The sequence below is a fragment of the Amycolatopsis decaplanina DSM 44594 genome (genome assembly GCF_000342005.1).
Classification (GTDB): Bacteria; Actinomycetota; Actinomycetes; order Mycobacteriales; family Pseudonocardiaceae; genus Amycolatopsis; species Amycolatopsis decaplanina.
In genome coordinates, this window is the sequence record NZ_AOHO01000074.1 from 404,975 (window position 1) to 428,267 (window position 23,293).

General features: G+C 68.5%; 16 protein-coding genes. All 16 read right to left on the bottom strand.

Going from position 1 to position 23,293, the window contains the following annotated elements:
- Positions 1–34: 34 nt before the first annotated feature.
- The 16 genes from H074_RS31885 to H074_RS31960 all read right to left on the bottom strand — a co-directional run bounded on the left by H074_RS31885 (position 35) and on the right by H074_RS31960 (position 23,124).
- Positions 35–4,000, bottom strand: a complete 3,966-nt coding sequence (locus H074_RS31885) for a ThuA domain-containing protein (protein WP_039923762.1) — start codon at positions 3,998–4,000, stop codon at positions 35–37.
- Positions 4,001–4,020: 20 nt separating this feature from the next.
- Positions 4,021–5,040, bottom strand: a complete 1,020-nt coding sequence (locus tag H074_RS31890; protein WP_007034209.1) for a multicopper oxidase domain-containing protein — start codon at positions 5,038–5,040, stop codon at positions 4,021–4,023.
- A gap of 14 nt (positions 5,041–5,054) precedes the next feature.
- The gene (locus tag H074_RS31895) at positions 5,055–5,939 is read right to left on the bottom strand and encodes a sugar phosphate isomerase/epimerase family protein (RefSeq protein ID WP_007034210.1); all 885 of its coding nucleotides are present in this window, start codon (positions 5,937–5,939) and stop codon (positions 5,055–5,057) included.
- A 10-nt stretch (positions 5,940–5,949) separates the two neighbouring features.
- Positions 5,950–6,954 (bottom strand): sugar phosphate isomerase/epimerase family protein, encoded by a 1,005-nt coding sequence (locus H074_RS31900; protein WP_007034211.1) that lies wholly within the window; start codon positions 6,952–6,954, stop codon positions 5,950–5,952.
- Entirely contained in the window at positions 6,954–10,046 is a 3,093-nt protein-coding gene (locus H074_RS31905) for a ThuA domain-containing protein (protein ID WP_007034212.1), read from the bottom strand. Before H074_RS31905 ends, H074_RS31900 begins: the two co-directional genes overlap by 1 nt.
- Positions 10,047–10,227: 181 nt before the next feature.
- Complete coding sequence (locus H074_RS31910; RefSeq protein WP_007034213.1) at positions 10,228–11,601, bottom strand: alkaline phosphatase family protein; 1,374 nt, start codon at positions 11,599–11,601, stop codon at positions 10,228–10,230.
- Positions 11,598–12,668 carry a metabolite traffic protein EboE gene (gene eboE, locus H074_RS31915; protein WP_007034214.1) on the bottom strand — a complete coding sequence of 357 codons (1,071 nt, stop codon included), beginning with the start codon at positions 12,666–12,668 and terminating at the stop codon, positions 11,598–11,600. The genes H074_RS31910 and eboE overlap by 4 nt, the downstream gene beginning before the upstream one ends.
- The gene (locus H074_RS31920) at positions 12,665–13,528 is read right to left on the bottom strand and encodes a TatD family hydrolase (RefSeq protein WP_007034215.1); all 864 of its coding nucleotides are present in this window, start codon (positions 13,526–13,528) and stop codon (positions 12,665–12,667) included. The genes eboE and H074_RS31920 overlap by 4 nt, the downstream gene beginning before the upstream one ends.
- A 4-nt stretch (positions 13,529–13,532) precedes the next feature.
- Positions 13,533–14,945, bottom strand: a complete 1,413-nt coding sequence (locus H074_RS31925) for an EboA domain-containing protein (protein WP_007034216.1) — start codon at positions 14,943–14,945, stop codon at positions 13,533–13,535.
- Positions 14,942–15,790, bottom strand: coding sequence for an SCO3242 family prenyltransferase (locus tag H074_RS31930; protein ID WP_007034217.1), 849 nt, complete (start codon positions 15,788–15,790; stop codon positions 14,942–14,944). The genes H074_RS31925 and H074_RS31930 overlap by 4 nt, the downstream gene beginning before the upstream one ends.
- Positions 15,787–16,944: an inositol-3-phosphate synthase gene (locus H074_RS31935; RefSeq protein WP_039923763.1), complete on the bottom strand. Its 1,158-nt coding sequence runs from the start codon at positions 16,942–16,944 to the stop codon at positions 15,787–15,789. Before H074_RS31935 ends, H074_RS31930 begins: the two co-directional genes overlap by 4 nt.
- A gap of 109 nt (positions 16,945–17,053) precedes the next feature.
- On the bottom strand, positions 17,054–18,223 hold the full coding sequence (locus H074_RS31940) for a Gfo/Idh/MocA family protein (RefSeq protein ID WP_007034219.1): 1,170 nt from the start codon (positions 18,221–18,223) through the stop codon (positions 17,054–17,056).
- 42 nt (positions 18,224–18,265) lie between these two features.
- Positions 18,266–19,318, bottom strand: coding sequence for a substrate-binding domain-containing protein (locus tag H074_RS31945; RefSeq protein ID WP_007034220.1), 1,053 nt, complete (start codon positions 19,316–19,318; stop codon positions 18,266–18,268).
- Positions 19,319–19,352: 34 nt separating this feature from the next.
- Positions 19,353–20,336, bottom strand: a complete 984-nt coding sequence (locus H074_RS31950; protein WP_085941051.1) for an ABC transporter permease — start codon at positions 20,334–20,336, stop codon at positions 19,353–19,355.
- 47 nt (positions 20,337–20,383) lie between these two features.
- Positions 20,384–21,886 (bottom strand): sugar ABC transporter ATP-binding protein, encoded by a 1,503-nt coding sequence (locus H074_RS31955; protein ID WP_007034222.1) that lies wholly within the window; start codon positions 21,884–21,886, stop codon positions 20,384–20,386.
- Positions 21,883–23,124, bottom strand: a complete 1,242-nt coding sequence (locus tag H074_RS31960; protein WP_007034223.1) for an ROK family protein — start codon at positions 23,122–23,124, stop codon at positions 21,883–21,885. Before H074_RS31960 ends, H074_RS31955 begins: the two co-directional genes overlap by 4 nt.
- Positions 23,125–23,293 lie beyond the last annotated feature (169 nt).

Below are 23,293 nucleotides of genomic sequence, written 5' to 3' on the forward strand. Positions count from 1 at the left end.
GGCGCGAGGGAGGCGCGCCCGGCCGGTTTTCGCGCTACAGCTGCCGCACCCGGATGTTGCGGAACTCCATCACGTCGTTGTCGCTGTGGTTCTGCAGACCGATGAACCCGCTGACGAACTGCCGGAAGTCGGTCGACGGGTCACCGGCGCGCGAGGATTGGATGCCCGGCGCGTTCTCGAACTCGTTGATCACGACACCGTTGCGGATGATCGTGTACTTCTGCCCGACGACCTTGACCTCGTACTCGTTCCAGGTCCCCTTCGGCTTCACGCCCGCCTGGTCCAGCGGCCGCGGGTCGAAGTTGTAGATCGACCCGGTCTTCTGCGGTTCACCGGTGGCCCCGTCGTACAGCTGGACCTCGTGACCGCAGTAGATCGCGACCCAGGCCTGCGACGTCCTCGCCGAGCCGACCGTGCCGCAACTGCCCGGCGGACGCTGCTCCAGCGGAGTGCGCGGATCCGGGAACCGGACGAACACACCGCTGTTGGCACTGCCGGTCGGCGCGATGTCCTTGAACTGCAGCTTCACCGAGAAGTCGCCGAACTGCCGCGCCGAGTACCACAGCATGCCGAGCCCGCCGGAGGGTCGCAGCGACCCGTCCGGCTGGATCGCGAACTGCCCGGACGGCGCCTGCGACCAGTTGCGGAACGACGCGGCCGTACCGTCGTAGATCGCGTCGTAGCCGGTGACGCCCGGGTTGCCGATGGGCGACGCGGCGGCCGCGGCGTTGATCTTGTCCGACTCGGCCGCGTTCAGCACGCCGAGGTCACCGAGCCGGTCCACGGCCTGGGTGACGTGGTTGACGAAACCGGCGTGGGAGGTCCACGTGCTCTCGTCGTCGATCATGTCGTCGACCGTGCAGCCGCCACCGGCGTTCCGGTTGGTCACCCCGGTGTCGGTGTCACCGATGGTCACCGTGGCACCGGAATCCGGCACGAGACACCCGACGCTGACCGAGTTCCGCGTGGTCACCGTCTCGCCGTCCGCGTAGGTCACGGTCAGCTTGGCGGTGTACAGACCCGTGCGCGGGTAGGTGTGCCGCGGGTCGGGCTGGGTCGAGATCGTGCCGTCGCCGAACTCCCACTTGTAGGAGACACCGCCGGACTTCGACCCGGTGAAGGCCGCGGTGAGCGGCTTGTTCTGCACCATCGTCGACATCGCCGCCGCGGACGGGGTGGCCTCGCCGCCGATGTAGCTGATCTTCACCAGCTTCTGGTTGTCCTGCAAGGTGAAGAAGCCGCTGCCGTAGTCGAGCGCGTACAGCGCGCCGTCCGGGCCGAACTCGGCGTCCATCCAGCTCTGCAGCTTCTGGTCGCCGCCACCGGTCGGGATGATCTGCCGCACGGTCTCGGCGAACACCGGCGGATCCTGCTTGGGCACGCCGTTCGGGTCGACGGTGACCGCGATCCGGTTCTGCCCGTTGCTCTGGTCACCGATGAACCACTTGTCGTTCCAGTACGACGGCCACGCCACACCGCTGTTGGTGTTGACCAGATCGCGGTGGTACGTCGGCCCGGTCATGACCGCCTGGCCGCCGCCCTTGAGATAGGGCTGCGTGTAGGTGGCCTCGGCCGCGTTGTACGACGGGACGGAGCTGTTGGGACGGTTGGGGAACACCGGCCCGCCGCCGTCCGGCGAGTACCAGATCATGTTCTTCTTGACCGGCGGAAGGTTCACCAGGCCGGTGTTGCGCGGCGAGGTGTTGACCGGGTTGTCGCAGTCGTACCAGCCGGTGAGGACCGCGGCGTCGGTGCTGCTGCGGTCACGGTAGGGCTGCTTGTTGCCCATGCAGTACGGCCAGCCGTGGTTGCCCGCCTCGGTGATGATCGTGGCGGTCTCGTACTTGGCCGGGCCGAGTTCCGGGCTCGGCGAAGACGCGTCCGGACCGACCCACGCGGCGGTCAGCCAGTTGGTCTTCTTGTCGACTTGCAGACGCGAGATGTTCCGCACGCCCATCACGTAGATCTCGGGCCTGGTCTTGTTCCCGGGGTCGTTGGCTTCGGGGAACAGGTTGCCTGCCGGGTTGGTGTAGGTACCGTCGGCCTCGGGGTGGATCCGCAGGATCTTCCCGTTGAGGTCGTTGGTGTTACCGGCGGTACGGCGCGCGTCCTGGAACGAGAAGCCCTTGTAGTCCTGGGTCCAGTTGTTGCCGGAGTACCCGTTGGAGCCCTGCGACGAGTTGCTGTCACCGGAACCGATGTAGAGGTTCCCGTCCTTGTCGAAGGCCATGCCGCCGCCGGCGTGGCAGCAGCTGTGGATCTGGACGTCCCAGGACAGCAGGTCCTTGCGGGTGGCCTGGTCCAGCGTCTGGTTCTTCAGGTCGTAGGTGAACCGGGAGACCGTGCGCTTGCCGATCCGCTTGTCGCGGTCGATCGACTCGTGCGGCATCCAGTAGGCGTACATCCAGCCGTTCTCGCTGAACTTCGGGTCCAGCTCGAGCCCGAGGAGACCTTCCTCGTTCTTGACCAGTTCGTCGCCGCTGCCGCGGTTGCCCATCACCTTGAGCGTGGTGAGCAGTTTCGGCTTCTTGGTGACCGGGTCCCACTGGTGGATCGTGCCGCAGCCAGCGCCGATCTCGGGGTTGGTCCAGTCGTTCGGCGCGGGCACCACGTTGCCGGCACAGGCCGCGCGGCCGATGTAGAAGACCCGGCCGTTGGGCGCGATGGTCAGGCCGTGCGGCTCGCCGATCTGGTCCATCTGGCCGGGCTGGTTCTTCGCGGTCAGGCGTTCGACCTTGTAGTTGGCCGCGATGCCCGCCTTGCAGTCACCGCGCACCATGCCGGTGGTCCACTTCAGCGCGCCGAGGATGTGGCCGCGGAACTGGGCTTCGCCGTAGCTCGCCTCGGTCCGGCCCATCCCGGTGTAGAAGGAGCGGCCTCCGTCGTAGTCACGGCACCACGAGATCGGGTGGAAGGCGCCGTTCGCGCCGACTCCCGGCTTGTAGGTCGATTCCTCGACCTGCGCGACGGTGTGCACCGTGCCGACCGGGTTGACCTCCCAGTTGAGCCACCGGTCGGTGCGGACCCACTTCTGCGGCAGGCCGGCGGTGGCCGGGTTCGCCTTGTCGAGGACGTCGACCGTGGCCTGCGCCGGGTCCGGCTCGGGCGGCGGCGGGGTGGTCGACTGGTCCTTGAACAGCTTGAAGTCGGCCAGCTGGGTGGCCGGCTCACCGGCGTTGGCGGTGATGTTCAGCCGGTAGTTCGAGTAGGCCGTGGTGTTGGTGAAGGTGAAGGTCCGGCTCTGGAACCGGTCGGCGAACACCTCGTTGGTGCGGTTGTCCAGATCGGTCCACGTCGTCCCGTCGTTGGATCCCTGCAGGGTCCAGCTCTTCGGGTCACGTCCGGCGAAGTCGTTCGCCGAGACGAGCGCGTAGCTGCTCACCGCGACCGGCGCGGCCAGCTTGTAGGCGACCCACGCGGTGTTGGTGAAGGCCAGCCACTTGGTGTTCTCGTTGTTGTCGGCCAGTTTCTCCTTGCCCTCGTTGGGCGCGTTCTCCGCGCTCGCGGTGACCGAGGCGACGGCCTCCGGCGTGGGACGCGCCCCCACCGGGCGCGCGCCGATCAGCCCGGAGAACCACTGCGAACCGTCCTGGGCCCGCGCGGCGTCGGACAGGCCGAGGAAGCCGCCGCCCGCCTTCATGTAGTTCTGCAGCGAGGTTTCCTGGTCACGGTTCAGCGTGATGCCCTGCGCGGACAGGAAAACGACACCGCGGTACTTCGCGAGGTTGGCGCTGGTGAACACCGCGGGGTCCGAAGAGGACGAAACGGTGATCCCGTTCGCCTGGCCCAGGCTTGCGATCGCGTCCGTGGCGCGCAAGACGGGGTCCTTCTGGTCCGCGGCGGTGCCGTGGAAGACCAGGACGTTGACCGGGACGTTCGTCGCGGCTTCGGCGGTCACCGGTGCGATGGCCAGGGGAAGCCCGGAGGTGACTACGGCGCCGACCGCCAACGCGGCCAGTGACCGTCTGCGGAGCCGACGTTGCGAAAAGATTCGTCTCAAGTTCTCGCTCCTTTCGAAGACTAGTGATGGATGTGGGCCGAGGCGCCGGTGGCGTCCGGCGTGGACGTGGTGGTGTGCTGATGACCTTTGAAGCGGTCGATCGCCTCCTGGGCGCCCGCGGGCATCCCGCCGTCGGCGTTGCGGACCAGGAACACCCCGGACATGCCGTCGTCCGAGTGCTGCTGGACGTGGCAGTGGTACATCCACGCGCCCGGCCCGACGCCGTCACCGGCGATCACCTGGAACCCGAAGGAGTTGCCGGGGTCCAGGGTCTTGTTGTCGAGGATCGGGGCGTTGTCGGTCGCGCTGGTGAGCATGCCGGTGCGGGTGTCCGCCCAGCGGTGCGCGTGCAGGTGGAAGGTGTGCATCAGGTTGCCGTGCCCGATGCAGATGAACTCGACGCGTTCACCGAGGTTCGCCTCGAAGATCGGCGTGTTCGGGGCGACCTGGTGGTTGATCCACATCTCGGTGAACACCACGGTGAACTGCTTGCTGGGCAGCAGATCCCCGCGTTTGCGCACGATCAGGCCGCCGTAGAGGCCCTTCATCAGGCCCGCGGTGCCGTGGTCGCCGCCGAACGCGTGGTCGTGGTAGTGCCAGTACCCCGCGCTGCCGGGCATCCAGAAACCGTTGGCCGCCTGGTAAGCCGTCCGCGTCTTCCAGGTGTAGGTCTTGGTCTCGTAGGGTTTGTTGAAGGAATCGTTGAAGGGCGAGCCGTCGGATTTGGTGTCGTAGTTGACACCGTGCGGGTGGATCGACAGCCGCTGGTCGGTGTTGTTGACCAGTTCGATCACCAGCGTGTCACCCTCGTAGCACTCCAGGAGCGGCCCGGGGATCGTCGGCTTGCCGGGCTCGAGCCCGTAACCGACCCGGGTCGAGCCGGGAACGTAGTCGGCGTACACGGTGATGTTGCGGGTCATCCCGGCCGCGGCGGCCGGTGCCGAACCGGCGCTGGCCGACACCACGACCGGGGCGATGACCCCGGCCGCGGTGCCCGCGAGCATCGATCTGCGGGACAGCCCGCGTTTGTTCTTGTCCATTGTGGATTCCCCAGCTAGAAGCGGACGTTACGGAGATAGGTGAATCCGGTCTGGGCGGTGCTCAGGGGATCCGTGGGGTTGTCGTGCTCGACGATGTATTCGGCGAGGTGGGGACGGGTGTGGCGGAAGATGGCGGGGAAGTCGATGACGCCCTTGCCGGGATCGACCATCTCGCCTGCCGCCGTCCGGTCCTTGACGTGGTACTGCACCACGCGCGGGCAGTGCTGCCGGTACAGCGAAACCGGGTCCATCCCGCCTTCCACCGCCCAGAACAGGTCGATCTCCAGGTGCACGTACCGCGGGTTCGTGTTCCTGGTGAGCACGTCGTACGGGCGCACGCCGTCGATGGCCGCGAACTCGTGCGCGTGGTTGTGGTAGCCGAGCGGAATACCGGCCTGGCGGAACTTCCGTGCCGCCGTGTCCATCCGTCCGGCGAACTGCTTCCAGCCGTCGATGGTGTCGAAGTTCGCCCACGGCACGTTGGCGCGGGTGTTCCCGAGGACCTTCGCGTCCGCGATGGTCTTGTCGAGGTCACCGTCGATGCCGACGTGCGTGGACGTCGCCTTGATGTGGTTCTTGTCCAGCAGACCGCGGAACTCCTCGGCCGTGCGGCCGTAGGTGCCCGCCAGTTCGACCTTCCGGTAGCCGATGTCCGCCAGCGCGGACAGCGTTCCCGGCAGATCGGCCTGCAGCGCGGTGCGCAGGGAGTAGAGCTGGATGCTGATCTTGTCCACCGGGACCCGGCCACGGCCATGACCCTGTGCCTCCGCCCCGGTCGAGACGGAGGCGTTGGCCAAGCCCGGCAGGGCTACCGCCGCGCCGACCGCGACGGCCGCCGTCGCGGCACCTCGCAGGAGCGCCCGTCGAGAGTGGAACTGCTCAGCTTCTTCACCGCACATGAAACCGCCCTCACTTCTGGTTGCTGAAAGCCGCGTCGAAGGCCGCCGACGGCTTGTCGAACAGGAGCCCCCGCAGATAGGTCACGGCTTCCGCCGCGCCCCGGAGCCGGTCCATGCCGGCGTCCTCCCACTCCACCGAGATCGGACCGGCGTAGCCGATCGAATTCAGTGCGCGGAAACAGTCCTCCCAGGGCACGTCGCCGTGCCCGGTCGAAACGAAGTCCCAGCCACGTCGGGGATCTCCCCAGGGGAGATGCGAGCCGAGCCGTCCGTTCCGTCCGTCGAACCGCTTCCTGGTGTCCTTGCAGTCCACGTGGTAGATCCGGTCGGCGAAATCGAGGATGAAACCGACCGGGTCGAGGTCCTGCCAGATGAAATGCGAAGGATCCCAATTCAGCCCGAATGCCGGACGGTCGCCGACAGCTTCGAGCGCACGTTTCGTGGTCCAGTAGTCGTAAGCGATCTCCGACGGGTGGACCTCGTGGGCGAACCGCACGCCCACCTCGTCGAACACGTCGAGGATGGGGTTCCACCGGTCGGCGAAGTCCTGGTAGCCCTCGTCGATGACCGCCTGCGAGACCGGCGGGAACATCGCGACGTACTTCCAGGTCTTCGAACCGGTGAAGCCGATGACCGTGTCCACCCCGAGTTTCGCCGCCGCGCGGGCGGTGTCGGCCATTTCCTTCGCCGCCCGCTGCCGGACGCCTTCCGGTTCACCGTCTCCCCACACCCGGGAGGGGATGATGGCCTGGTGGCGTTCGTCGATCGGGTCGTCACAGACGGCCTGACCGACGAGGTGATTGGAGATGGCCCACACCTTGAGGCCGTGCTCGGCGAGCAGCTTCAGGCGGCCGGGCACATAGTCCTCTTCGGACAGTGCGCGGTCGACCTCGAAATGGTCGCCGGAACAAGCGATCTCGAGGCCGTCGTAGCCCCATTCGCCGGCAAGCCTGCACACCTCGGTGAACGGGAGATCCGCCCACTGGCCGGTGAACAAGGTGATCGGACGGCTCATCAGTTCTCCTCGAAGGTGATCGCGTCAACGTCGAACAAGCCACCGGAACCGCCGCGGAACACGAGGAACAGCGCGCCGGTGCCGCCGGGGTCGGTGATGGCGGAGGCCGGGAGGTCGGCATAGGTGTCCCAGCCGCCGGTGTTGGCGACGGCGACCGTCTGGACCAGCGGCCCGTCCACCGCGCCCGAGCGCACCTCGATCGTGCCGCCCGCGCCACCGGACGAGACCCGATAGCCGATGCCGCCGACACCCACGAGGTTCACCGGGTCGAATTTGATCCAGTCACCGGATTCGATGTGGCCGACGCGTTTGCCGCCACTGGCGCCGGCGTGCGCGACGACCTCGATCCCGCTGGACTGGGTGTAGAACTCGGCTTGCTTCAGCTTCGGCTGCAGGAGGGACTCGGCCTCGCCGGTGAGTGCGGGCACGCCGTTGCCGCCGTTGTCGGTGTAGCTGGCGTTGATGACACCGAAGACGTTGGCGTCGGCGCCGTGTCCCTCGTCGGCGGGCGTGGCGATGGTGCCCTCACAGCCGGTCGCGCGGCTGAGCGGATGCCCGTGGCCCTCGTGGCCGAGGATGTATTCGACGGTCACCTTCGAGCAGTCGATCGGGTTGTCCTCGGCGTCGCTCACCTCGACCTTGAACGGGACCTGATCCCCGAAGCTGAACACGCTGCCGTCGACCGGCGTCTTCAGCGTGACCACCGGCGCGGTGTTGCCGACGGTGACCACCACGCTCGCCGAGCCGGTCAGCCCGGTGGAGTCGGTGACCGAGAGCTTCGCCGTGTACTGGCCGTTCGCGGTGTAGGTGTGGGAGACCGGCGCGGCTTCGGTCGAGTCGGTCGTGCCGTTCCCGTCGAAGTCCCAGGCGTAGGTGAGCGCTCCGCCGTCGGGGTCGTTCGTCCCGGACGGGTCGAACTTGACGGTCAACGGCGCCTGGCCGGACGTCTTGTCCGCGGCCACCTGGGCGACCGGCGTCCGGCGGCCCTTCGTGTAGTCGATGCGGTAGACGGCGGATTCCTTGGAGCCGCCGAAGTAGCCGGTGCCGTAGTCGAGGACGTAGAGCGCGCCGTCCGGGCCGAACTCCAGGTTCATCGGGCGGACGAGGTCCATCGAGTCGAAGAACGGCTTGATGGCGCCGCGTTCACCGTTCGGTCCGACGGTGATCTCCTTGATCCAGCCGCGTTCCCATTCGTAGGCGAAGGTCTTGCCGTTGAAGTACTCCGGGAACTTCGTCTGCGAAGGGTTCTTCGCGTCGTACTGGTAGACAGGGCCGCCCATCGGCGACTCGGGTCCGGTGCCGAACTCCGGCAGGGAACCACCGTCGTAGGGGATCCACGCCTTCTCGACCGGCGGCAGATCGGTCAGCCCGGTGTTGCGCGGGCTGGTGTTCTTCGGCTTGGCGCAGTCGAAGGCGGCGCCGGACTGCTTGGTGGCGAAGTCGTAGTCGATGAACGGCTGGTTGTCCCCGATGCAGTACGGCCAGCCGAAGTTGCCCGGCTTCTTGATCAGGTTGAACTCGACCGTTCCGCCGGGACCACGCTTCGGGTCGGCCGCACCGGCGTCGGGACCGTAGTCGGCGAGGTGGATCCAGCCGGTCTTGCGGTCGACGGCGAACCGGAACGGGTTGCGGAAACCCATCGCGTAGATCTCGGGCTTGGTCTTGGCCTTGCCCTTCGGGAACAGGTTGCCCTTGGGGATCGTGTACTTGCCTCCTCCCCCGACCTTGATCCGCAGCACCTTGCCACGCAGGTCGTTGGTGTTGCCGGAGGTGCGCTGCGCGTCGTAGACCGGGTTGCGGTCGGCGCGTTCGTCGATCGGGGTGAAACCGTCGGACGAGAACGGGTTGGAATCGTCCCCTGTGGACAGATAAAGATTGCCCTGCGCGTCGAAGTCGATCTCGCCGCCGGCGTGGCAGCAGATACCGCGTTCGGCCGGGACCTGAAGGATCTTCTGCTCGCTCGCGAGGTCGAGTTTGTTGTCGGTGCCCAGCTTGAACCGGGAGAGCTGGTTGTAGCCCTTGAACGGTTCGAAGTCGGCCGGGGTGCCGTTCTCCGGCGCGTCACCGGCCGGGGTGTTCAGCTTGGGCGCGTAGTACAGGTAGACCCAGCGGTTCTTGGTGAAGTCCGGGTCGATGGCGACACCCTGGAGGCCGTCCTCGTCGTGGTTGTAGACGGGGATCTGCCCGGCCAGCGAGGTCGTCGCGGAGGAGCTGGTGTACCAGACGCGCCCGTCGCGCGAGGTGTGCAGGACGTCGCGGTTGGGCAGCACGGAGAGCGCGATCGGCTCGCCGGTCTTTTCCTCGCCCTTGGCCAGGGTGATCTGGTCGAAGTCCGCGTCGACCGGATCCTCCTGGGTCTCCTTGGCGCAGCCCGCCTCGCTCAGCTTGGTGGCGTACTTGATGCCGCCAGCCAGATGCGAGCGGAAGGCCGGTTCGGCGTAGGAGGCCTTGGTGTGCCCGCCGCCGGTGTACCAGGAGCGGCCGCCGGAGTTCTCGTGGCACCAGGCGATCGGGTGATCGCCCATCGCGCCGTCGCCGGGCTGGTAGCTCTTCTCGTCCAGGCTCGCGAGCACATGGACGTCGCTTCGCGGATTCTCCCGGTAGTTGTACCACTCGTCCGTACGCGGCCAGGTCTCCGGAAGAGCATGAGTGGACACGTGCTCGTGGTCTTCGACCTTGACGTTCGCCTGCTGGATCTGCGGGTGGGACTTGAAGTAGGCCCCGACCAGTTCGCCGTACCAGGGCCAGTCGTACTCGGTGTCGGAGGCGGCGTGCACGCCCACGTACCCGCCGCCTCCCTTCACGTACCGCTCGAACGCGGCCTGCTGGTCCGCGTTCAGCACGTCACCGGTGGTGGAAAGCCAGACCACCGCGTTGAACCGCTTGAGGTTCGCGTCGGTGAAAGCGGCCGCGTCCTCGGTGGCCTCCACCCCGAAGTGGTGCTGCGCACCCAGTTCCTTGATCGCCTTGATCCCGTCGGGGATCGAATCGTGCCGGAAGCCCGCGGTCTTGGAGAACACGAGCACCGTCGCCGCTTCGTGCGCCGATGCGGTTTGCATCGGTAGCGCGACGCCTGTCAGAGCCGTGACCATGGATGTGACGAGCACACCCAATCGTCGTTTCAAAGACATAGCAGTAGCGATCCTTTCGATGAGCGGCGGCGATCAAGGAAGGACTTGCGGTGATTGGAGGCGGATCACGCGTGCCTATAGGCGGATCACGGTGTTCGGTCTCCAATCACGTGTGTTCCGCCTCCAAGCACGCGTGTCCCGTTCACTTCAGGCCTTGCAGCGACAACAGCAGCGGGTGGACGTCGGTCGCCCCGATGCGACCGGACGGCTGGAAGGCCGGGTCGGAGCAGAGCAGCACCGGACCGTCCTCCGCGGAATCCGGGAGCCGTCCGTGCGAACCGCGCACCCAGCGCGGATCGGTCGGGACCACGTCCATCGCGTACCGGAGCCCGGCGAACTTCTTCGCCAGGTTGAGCCCGGCCCGCGCCTTGGCGAACTTGTCCTCCGGGTCGAAGAACAGCTCGGCGGGGTCGTAACCCGGCTTGCGGTGGATCTCGACGCCGCGCGCGAAGTCGGGCTTCCGCTCGTCGTCGAGCCAGTAGTAGTAGGTGAACCACGAATCCGGCTCCGCGACCGCGACGAGTTCGCCGGCGCGTTCGTGATCCAACCCGTAACGAGCCTGTGCCTCGCGGTCGAGCACCTCGTCGACGCCGGTCAGCTCGCCGACGACTCCGCGCACTCGCTCCACATCGGAGGAGTCGCGGACGTAGACGTGCGCGACCTGGTGGTCGGCGACGGCGAACGCGCGCGACGCCCACGGGTCGAGGTACTCCATGCCCGCCTGGGTGTAGACCTCCAGCAGCCCCTCGCGCCGCAGTGCCCGGTTGATGTCGACCGGCCTGCTGACGTTCGTGATCCCGTACTCGCTGAGCGCGATCACGGTCGCCCCTGCGTCGCGGGCGTCGTCGAGCAGCGGCGCGAGCGCGTTGTCCAGCTCCCGCGCGGCTTTCCGAGCCTGTGGCGCGTCGGGGCCGAAGCGCTGCAGGTCGTAGTCCAGGTGCGGGACGTAGGTCAGCAGCAGATCCGGCCGCTTCTCCCGCAGGATCTGCCGCGACGCGCCGATGACCCACTTGCTCGACTTGAGCGACGCCGTCGGACCCCAGTACTGGAAGAGCGGGAACTCCCCCAGCGCACCGGTCAGCCGGTCGTGCAGCTCCGGTGGCCGCACGTAGGCATCCGGTGACTTGCGGCCGTCGGCGTGGTAAATCGGCCGAGGGGTCACCGTGACATCGGTGCTCATCCCCATCGCGTACCACCAGCAGACGTTCGCCGACGTGTAGCCGGGATGCGCCGCCCGCGCGGTCTCCCACAGCTTCTCACCACCGACGAGCCGGTTGTGCTGGCGCCACAGGAAGATCTCACCGAGTTCGCGGAAGTACCAGCCGTTGCCGACGATCCCGTGCTGCGCGGGCATGAGCCCGGTGAGGAACGTCGACTGCGCGCTGCAGGTGACGGCGGGCAGCACCGTGCCCAGTTCGGCCTGCCAGCCGTCGCGGGCGACGGCGGACAGTTTCGGCATGTCCCGCAACGCCTTCGGGGTCAGCCCGACGACGTCGATGACGACCAAGGGTTTCACGCGGACACCCCTTCCTTGACGAGGTTCGCCTGTGCCCACTCGAGTTCCGCGGCGATCCCGCCGACGAGGTCGCCCGCGTCCGGGAGCACGCTCCAGGTGTAGGTCTCGACCTCGATATGCGGTTCGCCGGGCAGCCCGGCGGCGACGGTGTGCAGGACGTCGGTCGTGGTGGACAGTGGCGCGGCCGGGGCCTGGTGCAGCGGCATGTGGAAGTGCACGCGCCACGGCCCCTCCCCCGGCAGGTCGGTCCACGCGTCGGGCAGGTCGTCGGCCTTGCGCACGACACCTCCCGAAAACTCGCGGACCTGGTGCAGGTAGCGCGGTTCGGCGAACGCCGCCAGCGCTTCCTTCGCCTCGGCGGGGTCATCGACGTGCAGGGCGGCGGAAGCCTGCACCTTGACGATGTCCACATCGGACTTCGCGATCGCGGCCAAGGTCTCCGCCGGGTCGGCGAACGACACCGCGAGGTGACAGGTGTCCAGGCACAGCCCGACGTGCTCCGGGTCGGCCCGGCCGGACAGCCAGCCCAGCGCGTCGGCGACAGTGTCGAGCACACAGCCGGGCTCCGGCTCGACGGCCAGTTTGATCGGCCGGTCACCGATCGCCCGGACGACCTGGTCGAAAGCCTCGGCCGCGTGGCGGTCGTCCTGCTCGGTCCACGGCTCTCGCCACGCGAGCGGCAACGTGGAGATGCTGCCGTACGTCGCGTCTTCGGCGAGCAGGTCGGACAGCACGTTCACGCAGTCGATCGTGTACGCGAGCCTGTCCGGATGAGTCCACTCAGGACGGTAGACCGCGTGCTTGACGACGTCGTCGTGGAAACCGCCGTACGGGAACGCGTTGAGCGTGTACACCGACAGCCCGCGGGCATCGAGTTCGGCGCGGAAGCGCTTGCGCGCCTCGGCGTCATCGGCGAGCCCGCGCGCGACGGGTGCGGAGAGCCACAGCCCGACGCCGAGCTTGTCGGCGCCCAGCCGCTCGCGCACCGGGAGCGCGTACCGCTCCAGTTGCGTGACGATGCCGTCGACGTCTTCCGCGGGGTGGACGTTCGTGCAGTAGGAGATCATTTGCGGGCACCTCGCAGCACCGAGTTGCCCTCGAACGTCACGGCCTCGCCGGTGAACCCGGGCAGCGGGTCGAGCGTGAGCCTGCCGCTGAGCCCGTAGAAGTCGACCGGGTTCTGCCACAGCACCTTGTCGACGTCGGCGTCGGTGAACCCGCCGTCGAGCATCGCCTGCCCGGTCTTGGCGGTCTTCAGCGGATCGGACCGGCCCCAGTCGGCGGCCGAGTTGACGATCATCTGGTCGAGACCGTACTGGCGAAGGATCTCGACCATCCGGTGCTCGTCCATCTTGGTGTCCGGATAGATGGAGAAGCCCATCCAGGCGCCGGAGTCCTTGACCAGCTTGACGGTGACCTCGTTGAGGTGGTCGACGACCACGCGCTCCGGCGCGACGCCGGCCTCGCGGACGACGTCGAGGGTGCGCTTGGTGCCTTCGAGCTTGTCGCGGTGCGGGGTGTGCACCAGGACCGGGAGGTCGTGCTCCAGCGCCATCGCCAGCTGCTGCGAGAAGACCTCGTCCTCCTCCTTGGTCATCGAGTCGTAGCCGACCTCGCCGACCGCGACCACGCCGTCCTTCGCCAGGTACCTCGGGAGCACGTCGAGCACCTCACGGCAGCGGGGGTCGTTGGCCTCCTTGGGGTTCAGCGCGATCGTGCAGTGGTGCCGGATGCCGAACTGGGCGGCACGGAACCGCTCCCAGCCGATGAGCGCGTCGAAGTAGTCGGTGTACGAGCCGACGCTTGTGCGCGGCTGCCCCAGCCAGAACGCGGGTTCGACCAGCGCGCGGACACCGGCCGCGTACATGGCTTCGTAGTCGTCGGTGGTCCGGGAGGACATGTGGATGTGGGGATCGAAGATACGCACTGGCTCAGTTCTCCTTGAGGAGTTCGAGGGCGTCGGCGGGTACGTCACGTCCGGCCGCCCTGCGTTCGTCGGCGAAATCGGCGAGCATGCGCCTCAGCTCGTCGTCCGCGCGGGAAGTGAGGTCCGCGACGGCGGCCAGCGGCACACCGACGAAGACGCATTTGAGGACGCCGTGGCGCCAGGTGTGATCGTCCAGGAACCGGGCGAACGCACCCATGGCGGCGGCGACCAACCTGATGTCGTTGGCGCGCAAGGCGTCTTCGACCAGCTTGATACCGGCGTCGGTGACTTCGGCGCCCGGGGACTGAAGCCCGTTGAGCGCTCGCAAGACCCCGCGCCGCTCGGCGTCGTCGCCGTAGCGGTAGAGATCGCGCAGTTCCGCGGCCAGCGCCGCGTCGTCGAGGACTTCGGCCAGGACCGACACGAGCCGGACCCGTGCCCGGTCGTCGACGGTGCCGTGGACCAGGCCCTGCGGATCGGTGTCCGGGCGCAGCGCCTCACGACCGACCTCGCGGCCGACGGCCGGGAAGATCGAGCCGATCACCGAAGGCTTCTCCCGGATCCGGCGTTCCGCCTTGGCCGACCACGTCTGCGGCATCGCCGCGGTGAGCGCGTCGAAGGCCCGGCGTGCGGTGTCCGGCGCGGCGTGGCTGTGCCGGGGCAGCTCGACCGCGGCCAGCCCGGTGTAGCCGATCTCCGCCAGCGCGGCGAGCGTCCCCGGCAGATCCAGGTGCCCGTCGCCGAACTCGAGATGCTCGTGGACCCTCGGCAGCATGTCGTCCAGCTGCACGTTCCACAGCAGCGGACCGGCGAGACGGACGCATTCGGCCGCGTTGACCGGCTCGACGGCGACGCAGTGCCCGACGTCGAGCGTGACGCCGAACAGCTCCGGCTCGCCGAGTTCCTTGCGCAGGTCCAGGACCTGGCTCAGGTGCTGCACGAGGTGCCCGGGCTCGGGTTCCATCGCCAGCCGGACGTTCAGCCGCGCGGCGTGCTCCAGGACCACCGCGACACCGTCACGCAACCGGGACCAGGCCAGATCGGCGTCCACAGTGGACACACCAGACCAGAAGGAGACACAGTCGGCGCCGAGGTCCCCGGCGATTCGCAGGGCCCGCGCCAGGAAGTCGATCCGCCGCGCGGGGTCGTCCGAGAGCAGCGTCGGCGAGTGCTTGCGCCACGGGTCGAGCAGGTACCGCGCGCCCGTCTCGATGACGACCCGGTTCAGGCCGAGCGACGAAAGCCGCGAAGCCACGTGGTCGACCTGCCGCACCAGATCGTCGGCGAACGGGTCGAGATGGTCGTGGTCCAGCGTCAGCGCCACCCCGGTGTACCCGAGGTCGGCGATGATCGCGAGCGCGTCGTCGAGGCGGTGGTTGGAGAAACCGTTGGTGCCGTATCCGAGGGAAAACGTCATGTGGGGCTCACCTTCCTCGACAGCTTGCGGGCGATCGGCAGCGCGGCCGCGACCAGCGCCGCCCCCAGTACCGAGCCCTTGGCCGTGACCGCCGCCTGCAGCGGGACCATGCCGTGGATGCCGTTCTTGGTCGCCGAGCGCACGGACTTCGCCGATGGGTCGCGGACGGCGTCCGCCTGCGCCCGGCCGACCAGCCCCGCGTAGCCCGAACCGGCCGCCATCGAGGCCGCGCGATGCCAGCCTCCACGTGCCGGCCCGGTCAATGCCAACGTTGTCGCCGCACAGCTGGTGGCCAGTGCGGCGCGGGCCGTCGCCGGATTCGCGCCGTGGACCTCCCCGGTGGACAGCGCCGTGACGCCGAGCGTGTGGACACCCACCGCCGCGGCAGCGGTGGCCGCCTTCTTCGGGTCGTCGCCCGCCCCCAGCAGGACGTCGAGAGTGCGGCAGGCCGCCATCGCGACCGGTCCGGCCGGGGTCGGCTTGAGCACGGTGTCGTAGGCCCACACCGCGGCCGCGAGCGGGACCGCGACGCGCATCGCCTGACGCCCGCCGCCGAGCGCGGCCAGGCCCAGCCCGGCCGCGGTCAGCGCGGCACCAGTGGTGAGTGCCGCGCCCGCGCTCACCCGCCCGGACGGGATCGGCCGCTCGGGACGCTCCACGGCGTCGAGCTTCCGGTCCGCCCAGTCGTTGAGGGCCATCCCGGCCCAGTAGAAGGCGACCGAGGACAACGGCAGCAGCAGCCGTCGTCCGGTCATCTTGAGCCCCGCCGCGGCGGACCCGGCGACCGTGTCGCCGAGCACCGTCAGCGCCGCGGGCGCCCGCACGAGTTCCGCATAAGCCTTCACAGTGCGGCCGCCCAGGTGATCAGGCGGGCGGTCTGCTCGGCGAACCGGTGCTCGTCGCTGCCCAGCGGATCCTTGAAGAAGAAGCCGAGTTCGGTCAGCGCGCCGCTCTGGCCGTCGGCGTGCGCCGCGGTGACGAAGCGGGCGAGGTCGAGGATCAGCGGTGCCGCGAGCGCGGAGTCGTAACCGGTCCAGGTGAACTGCAGGCTCATGCGCGCGCCGAGGAAACCCTCGAACGACACGTGGTCCCAGGCGGTCTTGATCTCGCCGAGGTCGGGCACGTTGTCGATGTGCAGCGGCGCGGTGACGTCTTCGCCGAGCAGCGCCGCGAGCCCACGGGCCTTGGATTCCAGCTTGCTGTTCGCGGTCACCGGGTCGGCGAGGGTCTCGCCGTCGCCGCCGCCCAGCAGGTTGGTGCCCGCCCAGGAGCGGACCTTCAGCGCCCGCGCGCTGAACATCGGCGCGAGGACGGTGCGCAGCAGCGTCTCACCGGTCTTGCCGTCGCAACCCGCGTACGGCAGGCCTTCCCGCTCGGCGAGCTTCCGCAGCGCGGGCAGGGTGATCCCGGCGGACGGCGTGAACTCGACGTACGGGCTCCCCGCCTTCAGCGCCGCGTAGGCCGACAGGGAACTCGACGGGAGCACCGCCCGCGCGGGGTCGGCCAAAGCCTCTCCGAGAGCGTCGAGGTCGTCGTGTTCGGGCAGGTGGGGACACGGGGCCTCGGTGGAGGACACGTTGACCACCACGACCCGCGCGAGGTCGTGCCGGTCGGCGAAAGCCCGGATGTCCGCCGTGAGCCGGGCGGCCGCGTCGGCCTGTGCTCCGGTGTGCGTCGCCGGGTGGTAGCCGTCGCGGATCTCGGCGTCCACCTCGGCCAGCCCGGACCGGACCGCGGAGAACACGGAGTGCCCGAAGACACCGGCGTGTGCCAGCTGTTCGGCGCGCTTCTCCAGCGGGGTGTGCACGATGTCGTGCCCGCCGAGGACCAGATCGTCCCAGCCCGGCAACGGAACCCCGGCGAACGCGGGCAGTTCGGTGACGCAGCCGCCACCGCCCGTCACCCCCGCGCGGAGAGCGAGGAGCCCTACCGCGGCAGTGGTGGCGACAGACCCCCTCGCCCCGATCAACCAGATGCCCGTACGCTCGTGAGCAGGCATTTCTCCACCTTTCCCAAACCCGAGAACCCCAACCTCCGATGGTCGGATGTTTCGGATCGAACCAAGTCGCAGTGATAGCCGTCATGCGACTTTCGGCTGGATCTACTCCTCAGTTACTTCCCTTCGTGGTGACGCCGGGCACAGCGGTCCATCGCGCCTCTTCGGACGCGCTGCGCTCGACCGCGTCCAGGACCCGCTGAACCCTCAACCCGTCCTCGAAGGACGGTTCGGGATCCGTGCCTTCGCCGATCGCGGTGAGCAGATCGGCGACCTCGTTGGTGAAGGTGTGCTCGTAGCCGAGGAGGTGCCCCGGCGGCCACCACACCCCGACGTACGGATGCTCTGGTTCGGTGACCAGGATCCGGCGGAACCCGGCCTCGGTGGCGGGCTGGCCGCCGTCGAAGAAGGACAGTTCGTTCATCGACTCGAAGTCGAACGCCAGGCTCGCCTTCGACCCGTTGATCTCCAGCCGCATCGCGTTCTTGCGGCCCAGCGCGAACCGGGTCGCCTCGAAACTCGCCACCGCCCCGCCGGTGAACCGGCCGAGGAACAACGCGGTGTCGTCGACGGTCACCTGCCCGGTGCCGCCGTCGCCGTCCGGCCGTTCCTTGACGAAGGTGTTGGTCAGCGCGGAAACCCCGGTGATCGTCTCGCCGGTGACGAACTGGGCGGCGTCGACGATGTGCGCGCCGAGGTCGCCCAGCGCGCCGGAGCCCGCCTTGTCCTTGTGCAGCCGCCAGGTCATCGGCGACTGGGCGTCGGACAGCCAGTCCTGCAGGTACACCGACCGCACGTGGCGGATCTCGCCGAGCGCCCCGCTCGCGACCAGCTTCCTGGCGTGCGCGAGCGCGGGCACCCGGCGGTAGTTGAAGGCCACCATCGACCGGACACCGCCGGCCCGCGCCTTCGCCGCCGCCTCGGCCATCGCTTCGGCCTCGGCGAGGGTGTTCGCCAGCGGCTTCTCGCACAGCACGTGCTTCCCGGCTTCGAGCGCGGCGATCGCGATCTCGGCGTGGCTGTCGCCCGGCGTGCAGATGTCGACCAGGTCGACGTCGTCGCGGGCGATCAGCGCGCGCCAATCCGTCTCGACGTCTTCCCAGCCGAACCGTTCCGCCGCGGCCTTCGTCCGCACCTCGTCACGGCCGCCGAGCACGGCGAGTCTCGGGATCAGCGGTGGCGTGAAGAACCGATGCACGCTGCGCCACGCGTGCGAATGCACCGCACCCATGAACGCGTGGCCCACCATGCCGATCCCGATCGTTTCCCTTGCCGTGCTCATGCCCCTCCTATGTCTCCGCTTGCGTGTGTCGGGTACGCGGGTTTACGAGTCGAAGCCGACGTCCATGTACTTGTCGACGTTCTCCTTGGTGACCACCGCGGAGTACGTGGTGATCTCGGCGGGGATCTCGTGCTCGGCGAAGTCGCCGGCTCCCTTGCCCTGGCCGAGGAGCCGCGCGAGCGAGATCGCCGAAGACGCCATCGACGGGCTGTAGAGCACCGTCGCCTTCAGCGGTTCGGCGTCGGATTTGATCAGGTTCATCGCGTTCTTCGAACCCGCGCCGCCGACCATCAGGAAGTCCTTGCGGTTGGCGTTGTTGATCGCCGCGATGACCCCGACCCCCTGGTCGTCGTCGTGGTTCCACAGGGCGTCCAATTTGGACGCGGACTGCAGCAGGTTCGAAGTCTGCTTCTCGCCGGACTCCGGCGTGAATTCCGCGGCGACCCGCGGGCCGACCGTGAAACCCTGACGGGTCAAGGCGTCCTTGAAGCCCTTGCTGCGTTCCTGGGTCAGCGGCAGCGAGTCGATTCCCGCGACCTCGCCGATGACCGGGCTGGCGATGTTCTTCGCCTTCATCTGCTGGGCGATGTAGTTCCCGGCGTTGACGCCCATGCGGTAGTTGTCGCCACCGATCCAGGTGCGGTACGCGAGCGGGGTGTCGAAGACGCGGTCCAGGTTGATCACCTGGATCCCGGTGTCCATCGCCTGCTGGCCGACCGCGGTCAGCGCCTTGCCGTCGAACGGCAGGATCACCAGCACGTTGACCTTGGCGTTGATCAAGGTCTCGACCTGGGAGATCTGCTGGTTGACGTCGTTGGTGCCCTCGGTCGCGTTGAGCGTGACCTCACTGAACTTCTGCGCCTGCGCGCGGGCGTTCTTGGTGATGGCCGCCATCCAGCCGTGGTCCGCGGCCGGGGCCGAGAACCCGATGGTGACCGGGGTTCCGGGCTGCGAGTTCGCCCCGGCGTTGGCCACGTTGGCCGCGTTGTTCTGCGCCGGTGCCTCGTTCGAGGTGCACGCGGTCAGCAGCGCACCCGCTCCGACGGCCGCGCCTCCCAGCAGGAAACGTCGGCGATGCAGGGATTGTTCGGTCATGAGGACTCTCCATCCACGGTGACGGGGGTGACCACTAAGTACTCGTCTTGGTCTTCTTGACGGAGCGGAACTGCAGCAGCGCGGCCAGCACGATGATCACGCCCTTGGCGATGTTCTGGATGTCGGTGTCCAGGTTGTTGAGCGTGAAGATGTTGGACAGCACGGTGAAGATCAGCACGCCGATCAGGGTGCCGATGAGCGAGCCGCGGCCACCGGTGAGCAGGGTGCCGCCGATGACGACCGCCGCGATGGCGTCGAGCTCGTAGAGCATGCCGTTGGTCGAGGCGCCCGCGGTGGTGCGGGCGACGACCATCAGCGCGGCGATACCGCAGCACAGGCCGGCGACGCCGTAGACGAGTGCGGTGTGCCGCTTGACGTTGATGCCCGCCAGCCGCGACGCCTCGGCGTTGCCGCCGACCGCGAACGTGCGGCGGCCGAACGTGGTGCGGTTCAACACCACCCAGCCGATCGCGAACACCAGCGCGAACATCCAGATCAGCACCGGGACGCCGAGCAGGTCGCCGCGGAAGAAGTCCAGGAAGCCCGCCTCGGACACCACCTGCGTGCGTCGGCCGCTGATGCGTTCCGCGAGACCGCGCGCCGAGACGTACATCGCCAATGTCGCGATGAACGGCACGATCTTCCCGTAGGAGACCAGGATCCCGTTGATCAGCCCGCAGCCGAGGCCGACCAGGAGTCCACAAAGGATCATCACCCACGGGCCGTAGGACTGGGTGGCCAAGGTGGTCAGCCAGACGCTGGAGAGCGCCACGATCGACCCGACCGAGAGGTCGATACCACCGGCGATGATCACGAACGTCATTCCGACGCTGACCACCCCGATGGCCGCGGCGAGCCGCAGGATCGTGGAGATGTTGCCGTCGGTGAAGAACTGGTCGGGCCGGGTCACCTGCCCCACGACGCACAGGATCACCAGCACACCGGCCAGCCCGAGCAACCGGGGGTCGGCGGCGAACTTGAAGCCGCTTCTTCTATTGGACTCGAGCTTGGGGGGCAAGGGTTCCTTCCCGGCGCTCTCCGTACGCACCGATTCGGCTTGGTCGGTCACGCCGCACTCCCTTCGAGAATCACGTCGAGCACATCCGCCTCTGTCAGCTCCGCAGACGGCTTTTCAGCCAGGACACGTCCTTCACGCAGCACCAGCACCCGGTCGGACAGTCCGAGCACTTCGGGGATCTCGCTGCTGACCAGCACGATCGCGACCCCCGTCGCGGCGAGTTCTTCGATCAGCCGGTACAGCTCCGCCCGCGCGCCGACGTCGACCCCTCGCGTCGGCTCGTCCAGCAGCAGAACCCGGCAGCCGCGGACCAGCCAGCGGGCGAGCACCGCCTTCTGCTGGTTTCCGCCGGACAGCGTGCGGATGATCCGGTGCGGGTCGGCGGGCCGGAGATCGAGGCGCCGCAGGCTTTCCCCGGCGTCGTCGAGTTCCTTGCCCCGCTCGGTGAAACCGAACGTCGCGTACTTGCTCAGGCTCGCCAGGGTCACGTTGTGCACGACGGGCAGGTCCAGCAGCAGCCCCTGGCTCTTGCGTTCCTCCGGCGCCAGGCCGATCCCGGCCTTGACCGCCGCGGACACGCTGCCCGGCCGGACCGGCTCGCCGTCGACCGACACCGAACCCGTGTCCTGCTTGCGCGCGCCGAAGATCGTCTCCAGCAGTTCGCTGCGTCCCGAGCCGACGAGGCCCGCGATCCCGACGACCTCACCGGCGTGCACGGTGAAGCTCACGTTCTCGAACTCGCCGACGGTGGTCAGGTTCTCCACCTTGAGGACTTCCTTGTCCGGGTCGACGTGCTCCTGATGACGAGGGCCGAACACGGTTTCGACCTTGCGGCCCGCCATCAGCGCGACGAGGTCGGAGGTCGGCGTCTTTTTGGCGTCGAGGCCGGTGGAGACGGTCTTGCCGTCCTTGAGCACGGTGACGCGGTGGCCGATCCGGCGTAGTTCTTCGAGCCGGTGGGAGATGTAGATGATCGCGACACCCTCGGCGGTCAGCTCGCCGACGATGCGGAACAGGTTGTCGACCTCTTCCCCCGCCAGCGCCGCGGTGGGCTCGTCCATCACCAGCAGCTTCGCGTCGTACGCGAGCGCCCGCGCCATCGAGACCAGCTGCTGGCCGGCGGCGGAGAGCTTGCCGACCTCGGTCGACGGCGCGATCTCGGGATGTCCGAGCCGGGCCATCAGCTTGGCGGCCTTGTTCCGGGACTCGCTGATCCGCGTGAACCCGAACGACGCGCGCTCGCGGCCGAGGAAGATGTTGTCCGCCACGGAAAGCCCTGGCACCAGGTCGAGTTCCTGATACATGGTCGCGATGCCGATCTTCAACGCGGCGACCGGCGACGGCAGCGTGACCGGCTCGCCTTGCCAGAAGATCTCGCCGCCGTCGGGACGGTGCGCCCCGGCGAGGGTTTTGATCAGCGTGGACTTGCCCGCGCCGTTCTGACCGAGGAGACAGTGCACCTCACCGGGTTCGACGTCGAAGTCGACGCCGTCGAGCGCACGCACCCCCGGGAAGGTCTTCACGATCCCCCGGACGGATAGCAGGGTCATGCCGGAGCCTCCGCTGTGTCTATCGACGAACTCGTGACTACGGGAACTAGCGTCGGGTCGGCGAAAAGCCGTTCGGTGGCGAGATGCGCGGCGCCGCGCAGCGGGGCGGTGGTACCCAGCGGCGACGGCTCGACGCGGCAAGCGGGTTCGTGCCCGAGCGGACGCGCGGACAGTTCACGGCGCACCGGCTCGACCAGCCATTCGCCCAGTTCGGCGAAGTAGCCGCCGAGGACGACGACGTCCGGGTCGAGCACATCGACCACAGTGGACACCGCGATGCCGAGCGCGACCCCGAGTTCCGAAACCGCCGCGACCGCGCGCTGGTCACCACGCCGCACGCGGTGCTTGAGCAGTCCCACCCGGCCGTCGACGCCGAGCGCGGGATCGTGCAACGGGTCGCCGGGCGAGGCGGCGCCGCGCAGCACGGCGCTGAGCCCGGCCTTGGTCTCCAGGCAACCGACCCGGCCGCAAGGGCACTGCTCGCCCGACGGGTCGACGGTGATGTGCCCGACCTCGCCGGCGAAACCCCTGGCACCGCGCAGGATCGTGCCACCGGACACGAGTCCGCCGCCGACGCCCGTCCCGCCACTGAGATAGAAGAGCTCCCGCACGCCGCGGCCGACTCCGGCGACCACTTCGCCGACGGCGCCGAGGTTGGCTTCGTTGTCGACCCTGATGGCGTCGACCGTCAGGCCGAGCCGGGCGGCGAGGAGGTCGGCGATCTCGGCGTCGCGCCAGCGCAGGGTCGGTGCGAACCGCAGCACGGCGGCGGCCGAATCGACCAGCCCTGGCACCGAGACGGTGACCCCGACCGGCTGGTCGCCGAGCAGCAGCTGCCGGGCGAGGAAGGCGAGTTCGTCCATGCTCCGGTGCAGCCCGAGCGCGGCGACGTCGGCGGTCTCGGTGCGCTCGGCCACGACACGGCCGTCGAGGTTCGTGACGACGGCGGCGAAGCGATCGGCCTCGACGCTGAGCGCGAGCCCGCAGGCGCTGGCGCCGTTCAGCTCGACCAGCTGGCTGGGCCTGCCGTTGCCGCCGCCCTGGAGCCCGGCGGAGCGGACGAGACCGCGTTCGGACAGCTCGGTGATCAACCCGGAGACGGCCGCCTTGGTGAGCCCGCAGCGCGCCGCGAGCTGGGTACGCGAGAGCGGCCCCGCACGCAACGCCCGCAGGAGCGCGGCGAGGTTCGCCGTGCGTGGGCTGACCGGGTCGAGCTGCCCGGGTTCGGTCGCGGCCACACTGCCCTCACTTACGAATCGGCCGTAACAAACTTTGTTACTTAGCCAGCGAAAGTAGGGTGGCGCCTGTCACTCGTCAAGGTGACAACGAGACAGAAATGCCCGTCGTCACCCGAATAGCCGTCCGATTCGGCGCAGACTTTCGTACTTTTCGAGCGAAAGTCTGTAC

Excerpts from the sequence above, each read along its gene's own strand:
- H074_RS31890 (WP_007034209.1), bottom strand. The coding sequence starts at position 5,040 with ATGGACAAGAACAAACGCGGGCTGTCCCGCAGATCGATGCTCGCGGGC.
- H074_RS31895 (WP_007034210.1), bottom strand. The coding sequence starts at position 5,939 with ATGTGCGGTGAAGAAGCTGAGCAGTTCCACTCTCGACGGGCGCTCCTG.
- H074_RS31900 (WP_007034211.1), bottom strand. The coding sequence starts at position 6,954 with ATGAGCCGTCCGATCACCTTGTTCACCGGCCAGTGGGCGGATCTCCCG.
- H074_RS31905 (WP_007034212.1), bottom strand. The coding sequence starts at position 10,046 with ATGGTCACGGCTCTGACAGGCGTCGCGCTACCGATGCAAACCGCATCG.
- eboE (WP_007034214.1), bottom strand. The coding sequence starts at position 12,668 with ATGATCTCCTACTGCACGAACGTCCACCCCGCGGAAGACGTCGACGGC.
- H074_RS31925 (WP_007034216.1), bottom strand. The coding sequence starts at position 14,945 with ATGACGTTTTCCCTCGGATACGGCACCAACGGTTTCTCCAACCACCGC.
- H074_RS31935 (WP_039923763.1), bottom strand. The coding sequence starts at position 16,944 with ATGCCTGCTCACGAGCGTACGGGCATCTGGTTGATCGGGGCGAGGGGG.
- H074_RS31940 (WP_007034219.1), bottom strand. The coding sequence starts at position 18,223 with ATGAGCACGGCAAGGGAAACGATCGGGATCGGCATGGTGGGCCACGCG.
- H074_RS31945 (WP_007034220.1), bottom strand. The coding sequence starts at position 19,318 with ATGACCGAACAATCCCTGCATCGCCGACGTTTCCTGCTGGGAGGCGCG.
- H074_RS31955 (WP_007034222.1), bottom strand. The coding sequence starts at position 21,886 with ATGACCCTGCTATCCGTCCGGGGGATCGTGAAGACCTTCCCGGGGGTG.